This is a genomic window from Rhizobium sp. 57MFTsu3.2 (assembly GCF_012932765.1).
Lineage (GTDB): Bacteria > Pseudomonadota > Alphaproteobacteria > Rhizobiales > Rhizobiaceae > Rhizobium > Rhizobium altiplani.
In genome coordinates this window covers 488,280-510,921 of the sequence record NZ_JDWI01000001.1, presented here as the reverse complement: position 1 = coordinate 510,921, position 22,642 = coordinate 488,280, and the positions used below count along the sequence as shown (strand labels likewise).

Annotated in this window: 21 protein-coding genes and 1 pseudogene; 17 read left to right on the top strand and 5 right to left on the bottom strand. The window is 58.9% G+C overall.

Features of this window, described 5'->3' with window-relative positions; all coding sequences use genetic code 11:
• Positions 1-279 precede the first annotated feature (279 nt).
• The 4 genes and pseudogenes from AF71_RS02515 to AF71_RS02500 all read right to left on the bottom strand — a co-directional run bounded on the left by AF71_RS02515 (position 280) and on the right by AF71_RS02500 (position 3,784).
• Entirely contained in the window at positions 280-1,308 is a 1,029-nt protein-coding gene (locus AF71_RS02515) for an IS110 family transposase (RefSeq protein WP_169679603.1), read from the bottom strand.
• 85 nt (positions 1,309-1,393) lie between these two features.
• A pseudogene (locus AF71_RS02510) lies at positions 1,394-2,977 on the bottom strand (IS66 family transposase); the annotation flags it as partial.
• A 53-nt stretch (positions 2,978-3,030) separates the two neighbouring features.
• Positions 3,031-3,384: an IS66 family insertion sequence element accessory protein TnpB gene (gene tnpB, locus AF71_RS02505; protein WP_169679590.1), complete on the bottom strand. Its 354-nt coding sequence runs from the start codon at positions 3,382-3,384 to the stop codon at positions 3,031-3,033.
• Complete coding sequence (locus AF71_RS02500; protein WP_169679587.1) at positions 3,365-3,784, bottom strand: transposase; 420 nt, start codon at positions 3,782-3,784, stop codon at positions 3,365-3,367. The genes tnpB and AF71_RS02500 overlap by 20 nt, the downstream gene beginning before the upstream one ends.
• A gap of 356 nt (positions 3,785-4,140) precedes the next feature.
• Between AF71_RS02500 and AF71_RS02495 the strand changes: the two genes are divergently transcribed.
• The 10 genes from AF71_RS02495 to AF71_RS02450 all read left to right on the top strand — a co-directional run bounded on the left by AF71_RS02495 (position 4,141) and on the right by AF71_RS02450 (position 13,714).
• On the top strand, positions 4,141-4,617 hold the full coding sequence (locus AF71_RS02495) for a Gfo/Idh/MocA family oxidoreductase (RefSeq protein ID WP_169679584.1): 477 nt from the start codon (positions 4,141-4,143) through the stop codon (positions 4,615-4,617).
• 2 nt (positions 4,618-4,619) lie between these two features.
• Positions 4,620-5,174 carry a Gfo/Idh/MocA family oxidoreductase gene (locus AF71_RS02490; protein WP_169679582.1) on the top strand — a complete coding sequence of 185 codons (555 nt, stop codon included), beginning with the start codon at positions 4,620-4,622 and terminating at the stop codon, positions 5,172-5,174.
• Positions 5,175-5,178: 4 nt separating this feature from the next.
• A complete protein-coding gene (locus AF71_RS02485) occupies positions 5,179-6,195 on the top strand; it encodes an NAD-dependent epimerase/dehydratase family protein (RefSeq protein ID WP_169679580.1) in 1,017 nt (338 codons plus the stop codon).
• A gap of 8 nt (positions 6,196-6,203) precedes the next feature.
• On the top strand, positions 6,204-7,352 hold the full coding sequence (locus AF71_RS02480; protein ID WP_246733561.1) for a DegT/DnrJ/EryC1/StrS family aminotransferase: 1,149 nt from the start codon (positions 6,204-6,206) through the stop codon (positions 7,350-7,352).
• A complete protein-coding gene (locus AF71_RS02475) occupies positions 7,339-7,830 on the top strand; it encodes an acyltransferase (protein WP_018859728.1) in 492 nt (163 codons plus the stop codon). Before AF71_RS02480 ends, AF71_RS02475 begins: the two co-directional genes overlap by 14 nt.
• Positions 7,827-8,948, top strand: coding sequence for a DegT/DnrJ/EryC1/StrS family aminotransferase (locus AF71_RS02470; protein WP_169679576.1), 1,122 nt, complete (start codon positions 7,827-7,829; stop codon positions 8,946-8,948). The genes AF71_RS02475 and AF71_RS02470 overlap by 4 nt, the downstream gene beginning before the upstream one ends.
• Complete coding sequence (locus tag AF71_RS02465; protein ID WP_169679574.1) at positions 8,945-10,597, top strand: glycosyltransferase; 1,653 nt, start codon at positions 8,945-8,947, stop codon at positions 10,595-10,597. Before AF71_RS02470 ends, AF71_RS02465 begins: the two co-directional genes overlap by 4 nt.
• 112 nt (positions 10,598-10,709) lie before the next feature.
• Entirely contained in the window at positions 10,710-11,207 is a 498-nt protein-coding gene (locus tag AF71_RS02460; protein ID WP_169679572.1) for an acyltransferase, read from the top strand.
• Between the two features lie 711 nt (positions 11,208-11,918).
• The gene (locus AF71_RS02455) at positions 11,919-12,623 is read left to right on the top strand and encodes a GntR family transcriptional regulator (RefSeq protein ID WP_018859731.1); all 705 of its coding nucleotides are present in this window, start codon (positions 11,919-11,921) and stop codon (positions 12,621-12,623) included.
• Between the two features lie 128 nt (positions 12,624-12,751).
• Positions 12,752-13,714, top strand: coding sequence for a dihydrodipicolinate synthase family protein (locus AF71_RS02450; RefSeq protein WP_018859732.1), 963 nt, complete (start codon positions 12,752-12,754; stop codon positions 13,712-13,714).
• Between the two features lie 76 nt (positions 13,715-13,790).
• Here AF71_RS02450 and AF71_RS02445 read toward each other — a convergent pair whose 3' ends face one another.
• Entirely contained in the window at positions 13,791-14,828 is a 1,038-nt protein-coding gene (locus AF71_RS02445; protein ID WP_169679570.1) for an Ldh family oxidoreductase, read from the bottom strand.
• A 150-nt stretch (positions 14,829-14,978) separates the two neighbouring features.
• Here AF71_RS02445 and AF71_RS02440 point away from each other — a divergent pair, with 150 nt between their 5' ends.
• The 7 genes from AF71_RS02440 (at position 14,979) to AF71_RS02410 (ending at position 22,640) form a co-directional block, all read left to right on the top strand.
• Positions 14,979-16,496, top strand: a complete 1,518-nt coding sequence (locus AF71_RS02440) for an aldehyde dehydrogenase (NADP(+)) (protein ID WP_169679568.1) — start codon at positions 14,979-14,981, stop codon at positions 16,494-16,496.
• A gap of 184 nt (positions 16,497-16,680) precedes the next feature.
• Positions 16,681-17,490 (top strand): transporter substrate-binding domain-containing protein, encoded by an 810-nt coding sequence (locus AF71_RS02435; protein ID WP_018859735.1) that lies wholly within the window; start codon positions 16,681-16,683, stop codon positions 17,488-17,490.
• 69 nt (positions 17,491-17,559) lie between these two features.
• Entirely contained in the window at positions 17,560-18,225 is a 666-nt protein-coding gene (locus tag AF71_RS02430) for an amino acid ABC transporter permease (protein WP_169679566.1), read from the top strand.
• A 12-nt stretch (positions 18,226-18,237) separates the two neighbouring features.
• Positions 18,238-18,891, top strand: a complete 654-nt coding sequence (locus AF71_RS02425) for an amino acid ABC transporter permease (RefSeq protein WP_018859737.1) — start codon at positions 18,238-18,240, stop codon at positions 18,889-18,891.
• Positions 18,884-19,606, top strand: coding sequence for an amino acid ABC transporter ATP-binding protein (locus AF71_RS02420; protein ID WP_018859738.1), 723 nt, complete (start codon positions 18,884-18,886; stop codon positions 19,604-19,606). The genes AF71_RS02425 and AF71_RS02420 overlap by 8 nt, the downstream gene beginning before the upstream one ends.
• A 7-nt stretch (positions 19,607-19,613) precedes the next feature.
• Positions 19,614-20,864 carry an FAD-binding oxidoreductase gene (locus tag AF71_RS02415; protein ID WP_018859739.1) on the top strand — a complete coding sequence of 417 codons (1,251 nt, stop codon included), beginning with the start codon at positions 19,614-19,616 and terminating at the stop codon, positions 20,862-20,864.
• A gap of 84 nt (positions 20,865-20,948) precedes the next feature.
• The gene (locus AF71_RS02410; protein ID WP_018859740.1) at positions 20,949-22,640 is read left to right on the top strand and encodes an aconitase X; all 1,692 of its coding nucleotides are present in this window, start codon (positions 20,949-20,951) and stop codon (positions 22,638-22,640) included.
• Positions 22,641-22,642 lie beyond the last annotated feature (2 nt).

The following is a 22,642-nucleotide window of genomic DNA, read 5'->3' as shown; positions in this document are numbered from 1 at the left end:
GACGTGTGTGGACGCTCCCTCGAATGCAAGCAAAATCTTCACTCAGTCTTGAACATTGGTCGGGTGCTGACGTGTGTCCGGCCTCTCGTTGCGACCGTAGTACGTCGCGGGCCCATATGGGAGTTCGCAGATCAGGTCCAACACGCTCACGCGCACTCGAGGTGCCGTCCGGCAGAACTGGTTTTCCTAATCCCGTCTCTTGACCGTTTGTCCATATCCTTCGTTCGACCTGCCTACACTCGCAATGGCGGATTAGAAATCCTCTCCGCCAGAGCTGATCTATGCCGACGCTAGCCTCTTTTCCTCGTAGCGGCCGCCGTTTGTCATAAGCGCCCAGGCAATCCGCCCCATCCGATTGGCGAGTGCAACGGTGATCAGCATTGGCGGCTTTTTGCCGATCATTCGCGACAACCAGGACCCTTCAACCGCTCCGCGCCTTGAAGCCCAGCGAACAACGGCTGATGCCCCAATGATCAACAGTCGTCGAAGATCTCGCTGCCCCATCTTCGAGGTCTTGCCGAGCCGCGGTTTGCCGCCAGACGAATGCTGACGCGGTGTCAAACCCATCCACGCAGAGAAATCTCGACCTCGTGTGAATGTCTCAGCTGGCGGCGCTAAGGCTTCGAGCGCCGTTGCGATGACAGGCCCAATTCCGGGAATGCTCATGAGCCGCCTGGCAACATCATCGTGCCGAGCCCTCCGGCCGATCTCCAGATCAAGTTCCTGAACCTTATCAATGAGCGCCCGTAATGCTAAAACCAATGCCAAGCAGGGTGCCCGTGCTGCCTCCGTCAAGTTTGAGCTATCGTCTTCAACGTGGCTGATGAGAATACCGACATGCGAAGGGCCTTGTGGAACGGTGATTCCGAACTCGGCCATTAGACCACGCAGGGCATTGATGATTTGGGTCTTTTGTCGCACGAGAAGGTCTCGTACCTTGAATACCGTCGCCGCGGCCTGCTTCTCTTCGCTTTTGACTGCGACAAAACGCATAGTCGGTCGCATTGCCGCTTCGCAGATGGCTTCAGCATCGGCCGCATCATTCTTCTGACGCTTGACGAACGGTTTGACGTAAATGGGTGCAATCAGCTTCACTTGATGACCAAGCTTGGCAATCTCGCGACCCCAATGGTGGCTCCCCGCGCAGGCTTCCATCGCAACGATACAAGGATCAAAGCCGGATAGGAACGCAAGCAACTTCTTGCTCGAGATCTTTCGCCGAGAAAGCACCGAGCCATCAACGCTTGCTGCGTGAACTTGAATTATGCTCTTGGCCAAATCCAGACCGATTATGCTAACCTTTTCCATGGGCGCTCTCCCTTGTGATGGTTCAGACACAACCATTCTGGCACGAAGATGCCGTTGAGTGGGAGCGTCCACCCCATCGCTCACAGGCGGGGGATGTTTTCGAGAAGTTGATTGGTAGCAGGTCGCCGATGTCGGCGTTGTCGTCGCGCTGCGGCAACTCAGTGAGCGCGTGTCGTAGCCAGATCAGCGGGTCGACGCCACAGGCGCGGCATGTCAGCATGAGACTGTAGATCACGGCGCTGGCCTTGGCTCCGTCAGCAGTGTCGCTGAACAGCCACGATTTTCTTCCGGTCGCAAAAACTCTGATGTCACGTTCCAGAATGTTGTTATCGATGGGCATCCTGCCATCGCTGATGTAGCGCGTCAGATAATCCCACTGGTTCAGAGTGTAGGACACGGCGTCGCCGAGCTTGGTATCGGGTGCGACCTTTGGCGCGATATCGTCGAGCCATGACTTGAGGGCGTTCAGCACAGGTAAGCTGTGCTGTTGGCGGAAGCAGCGAATGCAGTCGGCCTGCGTTTCATTGGCCTCGGGTATCTTGTCTCGCGCCTGCCTTTCGATCCGGTAGAGTTGTTCAAAGAACCTGAGGGCCTGCTCAGGCGGCCCGCCACCTTTCTTTCTGGTTTTGAGGGCGTCGACGAAGCGCCGCCTGGAATGGGCCATGCATCCGACATGGGTTGGGCCATCCAATGTGCGCCAGGCAGTGTAGCCATCGCTCATCAGTATGCCGCGGTAATCGCCGAGAAAGGTCTGCGGATGGATCTGGCCACGACCGGGCTGATAATCGAGCAGTACGATTGGCTGGTCACTGTCCTCGCCGCTTCGGTACGCCCACATATACGATGTGCTGGTGGCCTCCTTGTCCTTTTCCTTGAGGACTTGGACTGTCGTCTCATCGCCATGAATGAGAGGTTGCGATCGCAACCGCAGTTTCAGAGCGTCATAGATGCGGTGCAGATGCTTCTCGCTTGAGCCGATGACCCAGTGAGCGAGAGCGCCGCGGCTGATCGGAACACCAGCACGCTCAAATGTCTGAGCCACGCGGTAAAGCGGTGTGCCGTCGACGTATTTGTGAACGAGCGCGAAGGCTAACGTCGAGGCGGTGGCGATGCTGCCAGGCAGGGGCTGCGTCGGCATCGGTGCGATCACGACGGGCGTGTTGATCCCGGTGCGGTCGCAATGGCGGCAAGCGTACTTGAACCGCACATTCTGTAGGACCTTTGCCTTGACCTCGATATGGAGCTGCTCGGTAACAGCCTCGCCCATGCGATGCATCTGACCCTGGCAGNAGGGNCAAGACTTCTGATCGTCGGGGAGGTCATATTCGACNCGCTCGCGTGGCANGTCNTCCGGCAGAGGTCTGCGTCCACGCTTCTTTCCCGTTTGACCTTCTACCGCTGGCAGGCCGGTGTCCGGAAGCTCGACAACATCGNCTGCCTCGCNGTCATCCTCGACCGCAGCCTCTTCGGCCTCGTTGAAGAGACGATCAATGTGCTTTTCACTGCGNGGGGCAAAGCGATGNAGCTTTGCCAGTGCCAGCTCTTCTTCCAGCTTGACGACCCGCTGCGAGAGCGCTTCCTTCTCGGCTTTGAGCGCAGCGATTTCGGCAGCATGGGCCGCCAACTGCGCCATCAGCTCTGCAACACTGGGNTCGCCGGTTCGAGTCATCCTAGTTTTGAATCTGAACCGCTTCTCCGCGTCAACAGCTCAATTCGCCATCCTCAGCCGGCGATCTGATATTGNCGCACNGGATGGCGGATCATNGCNTCGATATCGATGCCATCGAGGATCCAGTGCAGTTGCTCTGTCGTCAGCATGACCACCGGCACCTCGCGACGGGGCCATCGGAACCTGTCCTCGGTCAACCGCTTCAGGACCATCACAAAGCCGGACCGATCAAAAAACAGGAGCTTCATTCGGTCGTGACGGCGATTGCAAAAGGCAAAGACTGCAGGCGCAAACGGGTCAAGCTCCATCGTCTCCTGGACCAGGACCGCAAGGCTGTTGATGCCGGCCCGAAAGTCGATCGGTTCGCGATGCAGGTAAACCTTGAGATCAGCGCCAAGTCTGAACATGACCCAGCGCTCCTATTATGGCAGTCAACCCATCNACATCACTGCATTCCACCGTCACGCTCACCCCGTTCGGCAGTGAAGCGCTCAGCTTGGCCGCACAAGACAGCCTCTTGACGCTTCTATCCAAGCTGCTGTGCTGCACTGCCAGGCTCCGATCGGNACCGACCTGAACCGGAACGAACGCCGGACCCCCAGGCACAGGATGACCAAGCCGCTTGGCCCTCTGTATCCATTTCCGCAGGAGATTGACATTCACGCCGTGTTCAAGCGCAAGCCGCGATACCGAAACCCCCGGTTCAAGGCAGGCTGCAACAAGACGATCTACCGAAGCTGGGTCATANCGACGGCGGCCGTCACTACCCACAAGCCGCACCCGCAGTCTTTGCTCATCTTCTTTCATGATTTGGTGTCCACCTATTTTGGTGGACACTTCATGCCTGAGAGCACTGCGCTTCAGAAGGTGCGCAGAAATTCGCGCTTACACAGAAAGCTCCTCCGCATAGGCGTCGAGGAGCTTTTTTTTTGGACTCCGTGTCGATTTCTCAAGCCGCCAGGTTCGCCCAAATTCGCATGTGTTTCAGCAGCGACACAACGCCCAGCCGAAGCCCAACACGAAGCTTTGCCGCTGACTGCGGAGCCGGAATACAAGTTTCACCTTCGATCGAGGATTAGAGTTCGCCTCAACAGTAACCGTCAGGCTGGGGCAAGATTGCACCACGATAAGTCATGCCGATTAAGTGTGAGGGTCTTGCTGGCATGATCAAGGTGGCTTTATGCGGCGTAGGTTACTGGGGGCGCAACCTGCTACGTGTCCTTTCCAGCAATCCTGGGATTCAGTTAGCCGCAATTGTTGACACGCGGCTGGAGGTTCGAGAACGACTGGCGCAATCGTTCCCGAGCGCCGCGATTTACGAAGACGCTTCGTCTGTCATTCTCGATCCAAATATTGATGCAATGGTCATCGCAACGCCGGTGTCCTCGCACTACTCGCTTGCTAAGGCCGGTTTGGACGCCGGCAAGCATGTGATGATCGAGAAGCCCATGTGCGGTTCAAGTGAAGAGGCGGAAGACCTGGTCGCGCGGGCCAAAGCCTATGGCTTAACTCTGATGGTTGATCACACCTTCCTCTTCCATCCTGCCGTTCGAAAGCTCCGAGATCTCGTTGCAAGCGGCACGCTCGGGCATATTTCCACTCCCAGCGCGTCAATTTGGGCCTTTTTCAACCGGACGTAAATGTGCTCTGGGATCTCGCTCCTCACGACCTATCGATCCTGGACTATCTGTTTGCGGCAGAGCCGGTTTCAGTGGAGGCCAGCGGGTATTGTCACGTCAACGACAAATCGCCCGATATCGCCTACATCACCTTGCATTACGAGAACTCTATGGTCGCGCACCTCAATCTGAGTTGGATGTCGCCGGTAAAAATGCGGCGGATTGCTCTTGGGGGCAGCAAGCAAATGGCTGTCTGGGATGATTTGAACCGCGATGAGCCGGTCAAGATCTATGATTCCGGCATCACTATCCATTCCAATCAGGATCGCGAGATCAATCTTCCGAATTACAGAATCGGCGCGGTGACATCCCCGCGCATTTCCGGCCCCGAGCCGCTTACAGAAGTGGTTGAACACCTCCGTCGCTCCATCCTCGGGCAGGAGCGTTGCCAAACTGATGGTGATTTCGGACTGAGGATTGTCAGAACGCTGGAGCGGGCGCAGTCGGCACTGGAGCGCAGCTTGCAGCAGGTCGCATGCAGTAAGCGCAACAGATTCAATATCATCGCGGCAGAGTGAGACGATGGAACAAAAGGTTAAACAATCGAACGCCTCAGATTTCCTAAGAGGGAAGCGCATTTTAGTAACCGGAGGCGCCGGCTTCATCGGCTCGCACATTGTCGATCAACTCATGGGCCACGAGGTTCAGGCCGTTGTGGCTGTCGATAATATGGTGCGTGGGAGGTCTGAGAATCTCTCCTCCGTTGCCGCCGACCCGCGCTTGCGGCTTGTAAACGGCGATATTCGTGACAATGCGCTCATGGACGAGCTGGTGCGAGACGCCGATATCGTATTCCATCAGGCCGCTTTGAGGATTACACATTGTGCCGCCGAACCCGCCGAGGCCTTTGAGGTTATGGGCCGCGCCACATTCGATCTTCTGCAGCTCTGCGTGAAACACAAAATTCAGAAGATCATCGCTGCGTCGTCCGCTTCAATCTATGGCTATGCTCCAGAATTTCCGACCACGGAGGCCGCAGCACCCTACGCCGATCGAACATTGTACGGCGGCCTGAAGCTCTTCAACGAAAAGCTGCTCCGATCATTCAACGATATGTACGGCCTTAACTACTGTGCGCTTCGTTACTTCAATGTCTATGGAACGCGCATGGATATCCACGGCCGCTATACGGAAGTCTTGATCCGGTGGATGGAGAGAATTGCTGCCAATCAACCTCCGATCATCTTTGGTGACGGCTTGCAAACCATGGATTTCGTGGAGGTTCGTGACGTCGCGTCTTCGAATATCGCGGCGGCTCTCTCTTCTGCTTCGGACGAAGTCTACAATGTCGCGTCAGGGGCCGAAGTTTCTCTAAAAGAATTGGCGCAGACGCTGCTCAAGATCATGGGACGGGAAAATCTCGGAATCCACCATGAACCTGCTCGCAACGTTAACCCAGTCGAGCGGCGGTTGGCCGATCCGTCAAAGGCGCGGGCGCAACTTGGTTTCCAAGTTTCGATCGGGCTGGAAGATGGATTGCGCGATCTGGTGCGATGGTGGCGGGATGAATGTGTCTCCGTGCTGGAGACGGCCAAGTGATCCCCCTTATGCGCCCAACGGTGGGTCCAGAAGAAGCAGACGCACTCGCTTCCGTCATCGCTTCCGGCTGGTTGACCCAGGGACCACAGGTTCTTGGGTTCGAGACGGAGTTCGCTGCAATGACCGGTGCCTCATATGCGTGCGCGGTTTCCAACTGTACGACAGCGCTTCATTTGGCACTGCTGGCTGTCGGTGTTGGACCGGGTGACGAGGTGATCACGGTCAGTCACAGCTTCATTGCGACAGCGAATGCCATCCATATGTGTGGTGCCGAGCCGGTCTTCGCCGACATCGGTGCAGGTAGCTACAACATGGATCCGACCAGTATTGAGGTGCTGATATCGTCGCGGACTAAAGCCGTGTTGTGTGTGGACCAAATTGGTATGCCGTGCGATTTGCAGGCGATTTGCGCGGTCGCTCATGCGTATGGGCTGGCAGTGGTGGAAGACGCCGCCTGCGCAAGCGGATCGATGATCCTGGTCGATGACCAATGGCACCGGATCGGTGGCGTGCTCTCCGACGTGGCATGCTTCTCATTTCATCCCCGCAAGGTTCTTACGACGGGTGAGGGCGGAATGATCACCACGAACAACCCCGAAATAGACGCGAAGTGCCGCCTTCTGAGGCAACATGGAATGTCTGTCTCCGACCTCGCCCGTCATGCATCCAATCGTGTTGTGATCGAGACCTACACCGAGACGGGTTTCAACTACCGCATGACCGACCTTCAGGCTGCGGTTGGACGAGAGCAGCTAAAGCGTCTCGATGGAATTGTTGCCGAAAGGCGGAAATTGGCGAAGCGTTACGGCGAACTCCTGATGCCCGTCAACGGTATAATCGTACCGCAAGAGCCGAACTGGGCGAAATCTAACTGGCAGAGCTATTCAATTGGGTTGCCTGAAGGTGCAGATCGCGAAGAGGTCATGCAGGAGATGCTCGACCGAAAAATAGCGACCCGACGTGCAGTCATGTCCAGCCACCTTGAGGCGCCCTGGCGCGGGGCTCGGCATGCAGGGCTTTCCCGATCCGAACATGTCAGCGCAGCTCATCTCATACTGCCACTTTTCTCCGGAATGACGGATGCCGAACAAGTCAGCGTGGTGACTGCCTTGTCAGAGATCCTTGCTGAAAAGGAGTGGCCCAATGCCCATCGCTGACAATGTCGTTTTTGAAGATGACGTACTGGTTTTCCATCCAGATCTCGTCAATTTGTATGGCTGCACAATCGGCCGTGGAACACGGATCGGCACCTTCGTGGAAATCCAATCGGATGTCCATGTCGGTGCAAAATGCAAGATCCAGTCCCATAGCTTCATCTGCTCTGGTGTCATCATTGAGGACGAGGTGTTCGTGGGCCATGGCGTCATGTTCACAAACGATCGTTATCCGGCTGCGACAAACGCTGACGGTGCATTGCAGGGCTCGGAAGATTGGGTCTGCCTTCCCACCCGTATCTGCTCCGGCGCATCGATCGGAAGTAATGCCACGATTCTACCGGACATTGTAATTGGACGAAGGGCTATGGTAGCAGCGGGGGCGGTGGTGACCAAAGACGTTCCCGAATATGCCATCGTCGCGGGCAATCCAGCACGTGTGATAGGGTCTACTCGCGACATGTCGGAGAGTGGGCGATGAGTTCACAGACAACGGTACCTTTCGTCGATCTCTCTATCCAATGGGAGCAGATTCGCCATAATGTCATGCCGGAGATCGAACGGCTGTTCGATGCGAGCGCTTTTTGCCTGGGGCCATGGGTTGACGAATTCGAAAAGGCCATCGCCTCCTATCTTGAAGTCGATCACGCCATTGCCGTCAGCAGTGGCAGTGCTGCCCTGCATCTGGCGGTCATTGCAGCGGGCATAGGCCCGAGAGACAAGGTTCTGGTACCGGCCCATAGCTTTATCGGCACCTTGTGGGGGGTGATCTATCAGGGTGCTGTTCCGGTTTTTTGTGATGTGGAACGTGCTACGGGTACGATCGACTTTGCGGATGCGGAAAGGCGTCTGGATGGCGATGTGAAAGCAGTCATTCCGGTTCATCTTTACGGTCAGCCCGCAAATATGAAGGCAGCGCTGGAGTTTTCCGAGCGTCACGGACTGACAATGATAGAAGATGTGGCCCAAGCAATCGGCGCTCGTTACAACGGTCGACCGCTCGGATCGATGGGGTCAATGGGCTGTTTCAGTTTCTACCCGGGCAAGAATCTCGGTGCAGCGGGTGAAGGCGGCCTCGTCGTCACGCAAGACGCCGACCTCGCTCAGCGGCTGAGGGCACTGAGAAATCACGGGCAGACGCAGCGTTATCTCCACGAACAGATCGGCTATAACTACCGCATGGATGGCCTGCAAGCGTTGGTCTTGAACAGCAAGCTAAGGCATCTTGATGATTGGACTGATCAGCGGAAGCGGGCCGCAGAACGGTATAGGGAGGGCTTGAAAGGCACGCCCCTTACGCTCCCTGATGTCGTGCATGGCGATCATGTTTACCATCTCTACGTCGTACGCACGGATCGGCGCGACGACCTACGGTCGCACCTTGATTCAAGAAGTATTCAGACCGGATTGCACTACCCCATTCCATTGCATCGGCAGCCTTGCTTGGCGCAAGTCGAAAGCGCCCAAAGTGAATTTCTTGCAACGGAAGAATTTGCCGGCCAGGGGCTGTCTTTGCCCATGTTCGCTGGCATAACCGCGGCGCAGCAGCAACAAGTCGTCGATGCAATTTGCTCATTTTTCGAAAAGGGTGAGAGATGACGGTGGCAACACAGCGCAGACGCGTTCTATGCGTGTTGCCGCAGCTCAATACGACCACAGCTCCAGTTCTCACAAATGTGGTCGACGAGTGGATTTACGCGCTTGCTCACCACTGCGAGGTTAGTGTTGTCGACCGCGATTTCGATTTCAAAGCCGTCTGCGATGAGCTGCAGCCCGATTTCGTCATATTTTCGGCAGTGCATTCCGGCAGACCACTACGGCTTAGCATCACAAACATTCATACCTACCCAGAGATACCGCGGGCGCTGTACTTCAATTGCGATCCACACGACCCGATGCGGCCACTCACGTTGAGCGCTCTCACTGAATACGGCATTGACACGATCTTCTGCTTCGGGCTGGAACATCTGCAGCATATGCCGGAGCTCTCGCAATTTGCCTGTTTCGTCATTCCGAAATTTGTCGATCCCGAGATATTCCATGACTATAACTTGGAAAAGATCATCCCCGTCAACATAATGAGTGGGCATCTATTCCCGAGTTTCTACCCGTGGCGGGCAAAGCTGACCCACGAGATTCAACACTTCTTTCCAACGCTAATTTATACTCATCCGGGCTATAGGCTACAGGACCGCAGGCCATTTGAGGTTCGTGACGCTAGATACGCTCAGCTAATTTCTCAAAGCTACTTTTCGGCTGCCGACACGACGCGACTGGACTACGTCGTTCGCAAGCACCTTGAGATACCAGCTTGCGGTACGGTTCTTCTTGCTCCTGACTCCGATCGTCTGAAAGAATACGGCTTTGTGGACATGCAAAACTGCATCATGGGCAGCGGAAAGGAGCTCTACCAAAAGATCAACGAGGTCAGCAAAGACCTCGATCTTTATTCCGACATCCGTAAAAAGGGTTATGAACTCGTCCACAGCCGCTATACGCGTCAGGCGTGGACTTATATTGCAGATTGGTACGAGTGCCGCCGCGCCGTTCGTTCAGGCGAAGTTGTCAGACAAATCAATTGGTTCGGCAAATTTGAGATCGTTCCAATGCAATCCCCTTCCGTAGTTTTCGTGAACGCGGCCGTTCCGGACAGCCCGATGTCCGCAGTGCTTCGTTCGGCCAGATCGGCAATTCTGGAGGGAGGAGATTTCAAGGAGGTCGCGCAGACCCTGAGAGAGCTAAGTACTTGGATTAGCCATATCGCCGAGCCATGGGTTCTGCTCGGCATTATCTCGCTGCTCGAGGGAGATGCAGGAGAGGCCGCCATTCTACTTAGTCGTCGTAGCAATCTCCAGGGCACATCGTCGCCGGCCTTGGCGCAGATGGATCCGGTCGAGATCGCTTGGCTTCTCCTCCTGAGTGATATCATTGGCGACAAGGATTTGAGGGTTTTCCTGCTTGAACAAGCCAAGACCGTCCCTCACGTTTCCATTAGGCGAACCAAATGGTTGATCGAAACAAACGAGCTTACGGATCTATCCAACGACGACTCGTTTGACGGACCGTTGCCTGGGGACTGCCTCTCGACTGCTTGGATTGGAAATGAGGACTTTGATAGTTGGCTTGATTTAATGGCGCGATTGTTCCGCGCAAATAGTCGCCACGATCGCGCACTCGATATCGAAGGTCTTCTTGCCATGCGTGTGAAATCGGTGGGGCGGACGACTACCGAAGCTGCAACGGTCTAGTCTTGGGCAAGAGCGATAGGTGGTGGAATATCACACGTGCGAGGCTACCGCGTCTTTGGCCCATTGTGGTGAGTTTATCTCAACGGTCAAAGTAGATAGAGCAAGTTCACTCATGATTGAAACATTGAGAGCACTTCAAAAAACGCTGCAACTCAAGAAGATCGCGCAATTCCAGCGGCGCGTGTCCTTCGGCGATTTGATAACTGATCGTTGGGAAAATGCGCGTGAATATGGATTTGGTGAGGGTACATCCTGTTATGACAGTGCCCTCGTTATGGGAGAGGTCCGTGTCGGTTGCCATACCTGGATTGGTCCTGGAACGGTATTGGATGGGACTGGCGGGCTTTCGATCGGTGACCACTGCTCAATCTCCACTGGTGTTCAGATCTATTCACATGACACTGTGCAAAGAAGCTTAACACTGGGAAAAGCGCCGATCGAATATTCTCCAACCAAGATTGGCAGCGGCGTCTACATCGGTCCCAACAGCGTTATTTCTCGTGGCGTGACGATTGGAGATGGTGCGGTGGTTGGCGCGATGTCTTTTGTTAATCACGATGTTCCAGCTGGAAGTAAAGTCTGGGGCTGTCCTGCTAGAATCCAGACGTAGTATTGGCGTTGGACTTTGATCTGAACCCCGTGATGCAGCCACCGGCCCGCGCTAGCCTTTTGACACGCTGAGCGGCAAACACCGCGTCCCTAAGCTATTTGGCGGTCGGCCGTATCAATGCATGGGATGATGGAGAGCCGTTTGTGTCATCGCTGATACTGTCGTCAAGCAACCGAAGAAAGAGAAATCGAACTGGCTACAGGTGCCGGACCGCTGCTTCTATATTTGCTCACTCGTCTGCATCGCCCAAAGAAAAAGTGCTCGACGTCCGCGGTGACCGCGCTTGGCGCAAAGCTGAAATTGTTGCCGCGAGGGTCGGCTTGAGGCCGAGACTTTACAAGTCTCCGTCCCATCAGGCCCTGCAACCGATACCTTCCCAGATACCCGAAACAATCGCAGCCAGATATCCCCGGCGGGCCAGAACCTCCGCGGCGACGGCCTTGCTAGAGCAGGGGCAAGCGAGTCGTAAAAGGCAATCTGCGCTTCCGAAAAGTCGATGCCGCCTCCATGGGACTTTCCCTTCTCTCCCTTGCAGGAACCAGAAGTCGAAAATTCCCGCTCCGACGGCTCAGCATGACAGGCTACGTCAGAATCGAAAATCGATTCCGATTTTAGAGGCCTTGCTCCGGGCATTTCACCCGCCCGAGTTGCCAGAGCTATTGACCAGCACGCGAGAAAAAGTATTCCTTTTGTCGACAAGAGGATACCGGCATGACTGATACCGACACGAAGTCCACTCCCGAACGCAAGCGAGGGTCCGGCGTCAAGATGGTTTACGACCTCTTGCGCGATGAGATCCTGGACCTGGTTTTACCGCCCGGCAGTCCGATCGATGAGGTGCAACTGGCCGAGCGTTTCAAGATGTCGCGCACGCCGATCCGCGAGGCGCTGGTGAGGTTGGCCGGCGAGGGCCTGATCGACACGCTGCCCAATCGCTCGACCATGGTATCGAATATCGATTTCCTCAATATGCATACCTTCTTCGATGCGCTGGTGCTGATGTATCGCGTGACCACCCGTCTGGCCGCCCAGTATCATCGCCTCGATGATCTGCAGGTGATCCGCGCGCATCAGGCCGACTTCGCCGCGGCGGTCGCGGCCCAGGACGCCCTGGCGATGATTGCCACCAACGCTGCCTTCCATTCAGCCATCGCCGAGGCAGGCCGCAACGCCTACTTCTCCGGTCTCTTCAATCGTCTCCTCGATGAGGGGCGACGCATCTTGCGGCTCTATTACCAGTCCTATGAAGACCGCTTGCCGCAACGTTTCGTCGACGAGCACGAAGACATTATCGCTGTCATCGCCGCGCGCGACAGCGAGGCCGCCGACCGCTTGGCGACGATCCATGCCGAGCAGATCGTGCAGCAAATACAGAAGCTTTTCGCGCGCGGCGGAAAACTGGATATCGCCCTCTGATCTGCTGCATAATTGTTGTCGACAAATAATATGCAAGTGATATAACCGCCGTCGAAGACACGGGGACCGGTGCCGGTGGAGGCGCGCGGCGATCCCTGCCCGTCCCGCCAGGCAATAGGAGTTTCGCAATGAAGGCCAAGATTTTCTCCGGTGTAATTCCGGCCCTGATGACCCCCTGCAAGGAAGACCGTACCCCCGACTACGACGCACTCGTCCGCAAGGGCCTGGAGTTGATCGCGCAGGGCATGTCGGCTGTCGTCTATTGCGGCTCCATGGGGGATTGGCCACTGCTGAGCGATGCACAGCGCATGGAAGGCGTGGAGCGTCTCGTGAAGGCTGGCATTCCGGTCATCGTAGGCACCGGCGCCGTCAACAGCGCCTCGGCTGTCGCGCATGCTGCCCATGCCCAGAAGGTCGGGGCACAGGGTCTGATGGTCATCCCGCGCGTCCTGTCGCGTGGTTCGGTAATCGCGGCCCAGAAGGCGCACTTCAAGGCAATCCTCTCGGCTGCCCCCGATCTTCCTGCTGTCATCTACAACAGCCCTTACTACGGCTTCGCCACGCGCGCGGACCTGTTCCTCGCACTGCGAGCCGAGCATCCGAACCTCGTCGGCTTCAAGGAATTCGGTGGCGCTGCAGACATGCGCTATGCAGCAGAGAATATCACCAGCCGCGATGATGGCGTTTCGCTGATGATCGGCGTCGACACGGCCGTCTTCCATGGCTTCGTCAATTGCGGTGCGACCGGAGCGATCACCGGCATCGGCAACGTGCTGCCGAAGGAAGTGCTGCACCTCTGCAACCTCGCCCAGGCCGCTGCTGCCGGCGACGCAGATGCCCGCCAGCGCGCGCTGGAGCTCGAGCAGGCACTGGCCGTCCTCTCGTCGTTCGACGAAGGCCCGGACCTCGTGCTGTTCTTCAAGCACATGATGGTATTGAAGGGCGACAAGGAATACACCCTCCATTTCTACGAAACCGACGCCCTGACCGATAGCCAGCGCGGTTACGTCGAAACTCAGTTCAAGCTCTTCAACACCTGGTACGCCGAATGGAGCAAGCTCCCGGGTGCCGTTGAGAAATACAAGGCCTGATTTTCAAAGGCTCTCAAATCGAAAGGCCCTCCGATTGGAGGGCCTTTTTGTATTGGCGGCGATTTCTGCCGGTGGCTCAAGCCACCGCCTCCAGGCCGAGCGCGAACAAACGCTCGAGCTGCTTGATTTCGGCGTCGGTCAGCGCGATGCCGTCGGCCTCCGATTTTGCGCGCGCCGCATACCGGCGCTGCGAGGGAAGGCGGGCGCCCTGGCCGACGATGGCCTCGAACAGGGTCTCTGCCCGCGCAAACGGATTGCCTGGCCGGCCGGCGGCGAAGGCTTCCGGCGAGAAGGCGATGATCAATTCGCCGTGGAAAGGGGCCAGCGTCGTCGTGCCGAGATAGTCCAGCACCTCGGGGCTTGTCAGGTCGCCGATCATGATTCCGGCCAGCAGCTCGATCATCGTCCCGATGGCCGAGCCCTTATGCCCGCCGAACGGCAGCATGGCGCCGGCAAGCGCAGCCTCCGGATCGGTCGTCGGATTGCCGTCGGCATCGATCGCCCAGCCCTCGGGCAGCGACTTTCCAGCCCGCCGGTGCAGTTCGATTTCCCCGCGCGCGGCAACCGACGTGGCAAAATCGAAGACGTAGGGCGGCTGGCCGACGCGCGGCCAGGCAAAGGCGAAGGGGTTGGTGCCGAGCAGCGGTTTGTTGCCGCCGGTCGGCGCAACGGTTGCATAGCTCGGGCACATGACCAGGCCGGCGAGGCCCTGTTCGGTCAGGGCTTCCGCTTCCGACCAGAGCGCGGAGAAATGCGTGCAGTCGTTGATGACGAGGGCTGCAAGCCCGCAGGATCGGGTGCGCTCCACGAGAGCCGGCAAGCCGAGTTCGAAGGCGGGATTGGCAAAGCCACCCTTGGCGTTGACCTTCACGATCGCGGAGCCCTCCTGCAGCATAAGTTCCGGCACCGCGTCCGGATTCACTTTGCCCGCTTTGACGGTCCGCAGCGCACCCTCGATCCTGTAGATGCCATGCGATTTGCAGGCATCCCGCTCTCCAGAGACGATTACGCGCGCGAGTGCGCCGGCCTGGATCTCGTTGAGGCCAGCCTTGCGGAAAATCGCATCGACCCGCTCCTGCAGGGCCGGTACGGTCAGGGTGGTGTTGTCGCTCATCTCGTGTCTCTCGTGAATGGCCCGGCCGCCGACGGCGATCGAGTGTTGATGTTATAAATACATAGAGTATACAAAGATCCGACATGCGCAATTCGCCTTTGGATGGATTTTCGCGTAAAGCACCACGGGCTCTCAAGAAAGGAATCGCAGATGGTCTTCACTCCCAATGGAAAACACCTCGTCGCGGGCGAATGGCTCGACGGAGCGGGTACTTTTGCATCCGCGCCGGCGCACGGTCCAGTCCACCAGTTTGCAGTCGGTACGGTAGATCTTGTCAATCGCGCCTGCGAGGCCGCCGAAGATGCGTTCTGGAGCTATGGCTACTCCACGCGCGCAGAACGCGCGGCGTTCTTGCGCGCCATCGCCGACGAGATCGAAGCTCGCGCCGAGGCGATCACCGAGATCGGTAGCCAGGAAACGGGCCTGCCGGAAGCTCGCCTGCAGGGCGAACGCGGCCGCACGACCGGTCAGCTACGGCTCTTCGCGGACCATATCGAAAAGGGCGAATATCTCGACCGCCGTCGTGATGCGGCACTGCCCGACCGCCAGCCCGCGGCACGGCCGGAAATCCGGCTTATCCAGCGCCCGGTCGGCCCGGTCGCCGTCTTCGGCGCTTCGAACTTCCCGCTGGCCTTCTCCACGGCCGGCGGTGATACCGCAGCCGCTCTGGCGGCAGGTTGCCCTGTTGTCGTCAAGGGTCACTCGGCGCATCCGGGAACCGGCGAAATCGTCGCGCAGGCGATCGAGGCCGCTATTCGCAAGACGGGTGTTCATCCCGGCGTCTTCTCGTTGATCCAGGGTGGCAACCGTGATGTCGGTCATGCACTCGTGCAGCATCCGCGGATCAAAGCTGTTGGCTTCACCGGTTCGCTCGCCGGCGGCCGCGCACTCTTCAATCTTTGCGCCGCGCGGCCGGAGCCGATCCCGTTCTTCGGTGAACTCGGTTCGGTCAATCCGATGTTCCTGCTGCCCGAGGCGCTGAAGGCACGCGCTGAAGCGCTCGGCCAGGGCTGGGCCGGGTCGCTGACGATGGGCGCCGGCCAGTTTTGCACCAACCCCGGCATTGCAGTTGTGACCGAAGGCGCCGAAGCCGATCGCTTCGTAGCCGCAACGGTCGAAGCGCTCGGCAAGGTCGCGCCGCAGACGATGCTGACGGATGGCATTGCGAAGGCCTTCCAGGATGGGCAGTCACGCTTTGCAACTCGCAATACGGTCAAATCGCTGTTCGCCAGCGAGTCCTCTGGCCGCTCAGCCGCTCCGAACCTGTTTGAGACAACCGGCGCACAGTTCCTCGCCGATCACGCCCTGGGCGAAGAGGTCTTTGGACCGCTCGGCCTTGTCGTGCGTGTCCAGACGATCGATGAGATGGAGAAGCTCGCTCGTGGCTTCGAAGGTCAGTTGACGGCGACGATCCATATGGATGCAGGTGACATTGCCGACGCCCGTCGTCTGCGCCCCGTGCTGGAACGCAAGGCAGGACGTGTCCTGGTCAACGGATTCCCGACCGGTGTCGAGGTGGTCGATTCGATGGTGCATGGCGGACCCTATCCGGCTTCGACCAACTTCGGCGCAACCAGCGTCGGCACAATGTCGATCCGGCGCTTCCTCCGCCCGGTTTCATACCAGAACATGCCGGAAGATCTGCTGCCGGAAGATTTTCTCGGCTGATTCCTATCAAGGGTAGAAAAGCAAAGGGCGGCCACGACTTGGCCGCCCTTTTTTGTCGACGTAGCCGCTATTCAACTTATACTTTTTGCATACTTCATGTATTTTAGCATTGATTTGCGCGCGCCGAAGGGGAATAGTGCGCCTCGCTGTCAATCGACAATCCAACTCTGGGAGAGAGAATAGAATGAAACCTTCGGTCCTCGCCTTCGGCCTTCTGGCTGCCGCAACCGTTCTGACCAGCCCGGCGAAGGCCGACAAGTTGGACGACATCATCGGCTCGGGCACGCTGCGCTGCGCGGTCGTACTGGACTTCCCACCGATGGGTTCGCGCGACGAGAATAACAACCCGATCGGCTTCGACGTGGACTATTGCAACGATCTGGCTAAGGCGCTGGGTGTAACCGCCGAAATCGTTGAGACCCCGTTCCCTGAGCGTATTCCGGCGCTGATGTCGGGTCGCGTTGATGTCGGCGTGGCCTCCACCTCCGACACGCTCGAGCGTGCCAAGACTGTCGGCATGACGGTTCCCTACTTCGCCTTCGAGATGGCGGTTACGGCCAACGAGAAGTCGGGCGTGAAGTCCTTCGAAGACATGAAGGGCAAGGTTGTCGGCGCAACCGCTGGCACTTACGAAGCGATCGCACTCGAACAGCAGGTCAAGGCCTGGGGCGTCGGTGAGTTCCGTCCTTACCAGACGCAAGCCGACGTATTCCTGGCGTTGAGCCAGGGCCAAATCGATGCCACCGTTTCGACCTCGACCGTTGCCCAGGCCAACGTCAAGACCGGCAAGTTCGCCGGCATCGCTGTGGTCGGCAAGGCACCGTTCGACATCGACTACGTCTCGCTCTTCACCAACCGTGAGGAATACGGCCTGATCAACTACCTGAACCTGTTCATTAACCAGCAGGTTCGCACCGGCCGCTACGCCGAGCTCTACAAGAAGTGGGTTGGTGGCGACCTGCCGTCGCTCGCGGTCAATGGCGTTTACCGCTAACCCGCACCGTTTCTCCCGCGGCGCGAGGCATGACCTCGCGCCGCAGCTTTATGACAAGGTGAGACGGTAATGTTCAACTACACCTTCCACTGGAACCAGGCACTCAAGGCATTGCCGCAGATGCTCGACGGTGCGCTGGTCACGATGCAGATTGCGCTCCTGTCCATGGTCATCGGACTGGCTTGTGCGATCGCGCTGACCTTGTTCCGGCTATCCGGCAACCGCATCCTTGGTGGCTTCGCCACGGCTTGGGTCGAGATCGCCCGAAATACGCCGGCGCTGTTCCAGATCTACATGGCTCATTTCGGACTCGGCAACTTTGGCATTCACCTCACGCCGTTTACCGCGCTCCTGGTTGGCATTGCCTTCAACAACGCTGGCTACCTGGCAGAAAATTTCCGCGGCGCGCTGAAGGCGATCCCGGACACGCAGACGCGCGCCGGACGCTCGCTCGGCATGACCTCGATGCAGGCCTTTCGCCTGATCGTCCTGCCGCAGATGCTGCGCGTGGCGTTTCTGCCGGCGACCAACCAGATGGTCTGGGCGGTCCTGATGACGTCGCTCGGCGTAACCGTCGGTATGAACACTGACCTTACCGGCGTGACGCAGGAACTGAATGCGCGCTCCTTCCGCACCTTTGAATTCTTCGCCTTGGCTGTCGTGATCTACTACGTCATCGCCAAGGTTCTGACCCTTGCCGCCCGGGCACTCGCCTGGCGCATGTTCCGTTATTGAGAGAGGTGAGAGATGTTTAGTACTGCCCTCACCTGGAGTGATCTGGCCTTTCTGGCGCAAGGCGCGGGAATGACGCTCGCGGTCACGGCCGTCTCGGTCGCTGCCGGAACCGTTCTCGGCATCTTCTTCGGGATGATCCGCGTCGAACTCGGACCTTACTGGTCCGCACCGCTGACCTTCGCGCTCGACGTCTTCCGCTCCGTGCCTTTGTTGATCCAGCTTGTGCTCGGAAATGCGCTGCAGTCCATCATGCGGCTTGGCTGGCCCCCATTCACGACCTCCTGCGTGGTGCTGTCGCTCTATACGGCTGCCTATTGCACGGAGATCGTCCGCGGTGGCATTTCCGCGGTGCCGCCGACCACGCGCCGTGCGGCTCGCTCGCTCGGCATGACCTGGTGGCAGGACATGCGCTATATTGTGGCCCCGCTCGCAACGCGCGTTTCGCTGCCGTCTTGGATCGGACTGACGCTCGGCGTCATGAAGGATTCCGCGCTGGTGCTCTGGCTCGGCCTGATCGAGTTGCTGCGCGCCTCGCAGATTCTCGTGACCCGGCTGCAGGAGCCGCTGTTCATCCTGATGATCTGCGGCACCGTCTACTTCATTATCAGCTTCCCCATCGCCCGGATTGGCGGGTATCTCGAAAAACGGTGGTCCCCCAATGATTGAGATTGAAAACGTCCGCAAATCCTTCGGCCCGTTGGAGGTTCTGAAGGGCATCAACCTCACTGTTCCGAAGGGCGAGGTGCTGACCATCATCGGTGGTTCCGGCTCGGGGAAGTCGACGCTGCTCACCTGCATCAATGGCCTTGAGGCCATCGACAGTGGCCGTATCGTTGTCGACGGCACGGATGTGCATGCCAAGGCGACCGACCTCAACAAGCTTCGCCGCAAGCTCGGCATCGTCTTCCAGCAGTGGAACGCTTTCCCGCATCTGACGGTGCTGGAAAACGTCATGCTTGCGCCGCGAAAAGTGCTCGGCCTTTCCAAGGCGGAAGCCGAGGCGATCGCGGTAAGGCAGCTCACCCACGTCGGCCTCGGGGAGAAGCTCAAGGTCTATCCTAACCGCATGTCGGGCGGCCAGCAGCAGCGCATGGCGATTGCGCGTGCGCTTGCCATGTCGCCAGAATACATGCTGTTCGACGAGGTCACCTCGGCGCTCGACCCACAGCTGGTTGGCGAAGTGCTCGACACACTGCGCATGCTGGCCTCCGAAGGCATGACGATGATCTGCGTCACGCACGAAATGAAGTTTGCGCGTGAGGTTTCAGACCGCGTCGCCTTCTTCCACAAGGGCGTGATGGCCGAGATCGCTCCCCCGGAAGAGCTGTTCGGTGCGCCGAAGGATCCGGAGTTGCAGGCTTTCCTCGCTGCCACCCATTGAGGCGATGATGAACGATCAAATTCAGACGGATGTCATCGTAATCGGCGCGGGGGTCGTTGGGCTATCCGCTGCAATCGCGGCACAGGCAAGGGGGCTTTCGGTGGTCGTACTCGACCGGGAGGGTCCCGCTGCCGGCGCCTCGGCTGGCAATGCCGGCGCCTTCGCCTTTACCGACATCCTGCCGCTTGCTTCGCCGGGCATCCTCAAGAAAGCACCTAAGTGGCTGCTCGATCCGCTCGGCCCGCTTTCGGTGCCGCCAGCCTATGCCTTGCAGATCGCGCCATGGATGTTCCGCTTCTGGCGCGCCTGCGCGCCGGGCCGTGTCGCCCATTCGACTGCGGCGCAAACCGCGCTGATGGACCTTTCGAAGGCGGAGCTTGAGCCGTTCCTGCAGCAGAGCGGCACCGTGGGCATGCTGCGCAAGGATGGCAATCTGCAGGTCTATGAGGGCGAAGCGGAACTGAAGGCTTCGCTTCCCGGCTGGAAAGCGCGGGAGGAGCATGGGATCGAGTTCCATCACCTCGATGCGGCCGGCATCAATGAGATCCAGCCTGGTATCGCGCCTCGCTTCACCCATGGCACCTTCACGCCTGGCTGGTACTCCATCGCCGATCCCAAGCTCTATACCCTTGCCCTGGCAGACCACTTCCGCGCCATCGGCGGCTCCATCGAGCGTGCGGAGGTCATCGCACTGCGTCCTGTTGATGGCGGCGTAGATGTCGTCAGTTCCGGCGGCGCTTCGCGACGGGCAGCACAGGTGGTCCTATCGGCGGGTGCATTTTCACATCAGGTGGCCCGTACGATCGGGGAGAATATCCCGCTCGAAACGGAAAGGGGCTACAATACCACGCTCCCTCCCGAGGCTTTCGATCTGCGCACGCAGATTACCTTCGGCGGGCACGGATTTGTCGTTACCCGGCTGTCGACAGGCATCCGCGTGGGCGGCGCCGTCGAGCTTGGGGGCTTGAAGCTTCCGCCGAACTTCCGTCGATCGGAGGCGATGCTGAAGAAGGCACAGAGCTTCCTGCCCGGCCTGAAGCCTCAGGGCGGCGTCCAGTGGATGGGGTTCCGCCCATCCTTGCCGGACAGCCTGCCCGCCGTCGGTCACGCCCGCGCCACGCAGCGCGTCGTCTATGCATTCGGTCACGGCCATCTTGGCCTGACTCAGTCGGCTGGCACCGCGCGCATCGTCGCGGATTTGCTCACGGGCAAGAAGCCGGCGATCGACATTGCATCCTTCTCACCCCAAAGGTTCTGATGGAGGCGGGAGCGCGCTCATGACAGTTGGCCGCATCAGCCCCCATTGGTGAATGACTCCCTCCGCTCAAGGCTTCGTGGTGAAATGAAAACCCTCGCACTCGATCGCAGCATTCTCGGCGGTACCGCGAATGGCCCCGTCATTGTCGCAAAGGAGGCATTGAGCTTCTGGGGCGGGGTCGATCCCGCTACTGGCTTGGTGATCGACGTCCACCACCCGCTTCACGGAAGCCGCCTCACCGGTTGCATTCTGATGATGCCCTCGAGCCGCGGATCCTGCACGGGTTCCGGCGTACTCCTCGACCTCGTCCTGACGGGTCGCGCACCGGCCGCCCTGGTTTTTTCCGAAGCCGAGGATGTGTTGACGCTCGGCGCGCTGATCGCGTCCGAAATGTTCGGCAAGCCTCTGCCCGTCGTACGGCTTGGGCCGGAGGCCTTTGCGGCGCTCTCCCGCGCGAAGACCGCCGAGATCAGCGATACGGCGGTTGTCGCAGACGAGGTGGAGATTCCGATCGCTCCTCCGGCAACCGCTGCGCTCGACCTCAACGATGCAGATCGCGCCATGCTTGACGGGCAGCAGGGCATCGCCGTGCAGCAGGCCATGCGCATCATCTGCGCCATGGCGGCGCAGCAGGGCGCGCGCGGCCTCGTGGATGTCACGCAGGGCCATATCGACGGCTGCATCTATGCGAGCCCCGCCAATCTCACCTTTGCGGAAAAGATGGCTGATATGGGCGCACAGGTCCGCGTGCCGACGACTATGAACGCCATTTCCGTCGACCGCGCCAATTGGCAAGCGCAAGGCGTTCCGGAAAGCTTCGGCGACCCGGCTGCACGGCTTGCCGATGCCTATGTGCGCATGGGCTGTCGCCCGACCTTCACCTGCTCTCCCTATCTGCTGGATAGCGCACCGCAGGCGGGCGAATCGATTGCATGGGCAGAGTCCAACGCAGTGATCTTCGCCAATACCGTGCTCGGCGCGCGGACGGCAAAACACCCCGATTTCCTCGATCTCTGCATCGCGCTAACGGGACGTGCGCCGCTGTCCGGCGTTTATCTCGACGAGCATCGCAAGGCACGACGGATCATTGATGTCGAATTGCCCGAGCGCGTCGATGACGCTTTCTGGCCGCTCATCGGTTATCTCGCAGGTCGCGCGGCGCCGGATCGCATCCCGCTATTGCGCGGCCTAAGCTCCGCGCGGCCTTCGCAGGACGACCTGAAGGCGCTGTGCGCCGCTTTTGGCACCACGTCAGCAGCACCCATGCTGCATGTGGAGGGCGTTACGCCCGAAGCTGCCGGCTCGGCCCGCGACGATGCCGATCGGGTTGTCATCTCGCGCGCCGACATGGCTGCGGCCTGGACGGTTCTAAACGAGGGGCCGGAAGAGGTGGAACTCGTTGCCATTGGCAGCCCGCATGCCTCCCTGACCGAATGTCGAGCCTTGGAAGAAGCGCTTGCCGGCCGCAGCCGGCACGCGGATGTCACGGTAATCGTGACCGCCGGTCGCCAGGTCATCAGCGAAGCGCGCAACGAAGGCCTGTTGAAGAGATTGGAGGATGCAGGCGTGCAGGTCCTGCCCGATCTCTGCTGGTGTTCGATTTCCGAGCCCGTGTTCCCGACGCGAACCCGCTCCCTGATGACGAACTCGGGCAAATATGCCCACTATGGCCCCGGCCTTTCCGGTCGTGCCGTTCGCTTCGGCAGCCTTGCCGATTGCGTCACCGCCGCTCTGACTGGGCGCGTTCCGCCCCAGTTGCCCGATTGGCTTTCCTGAGG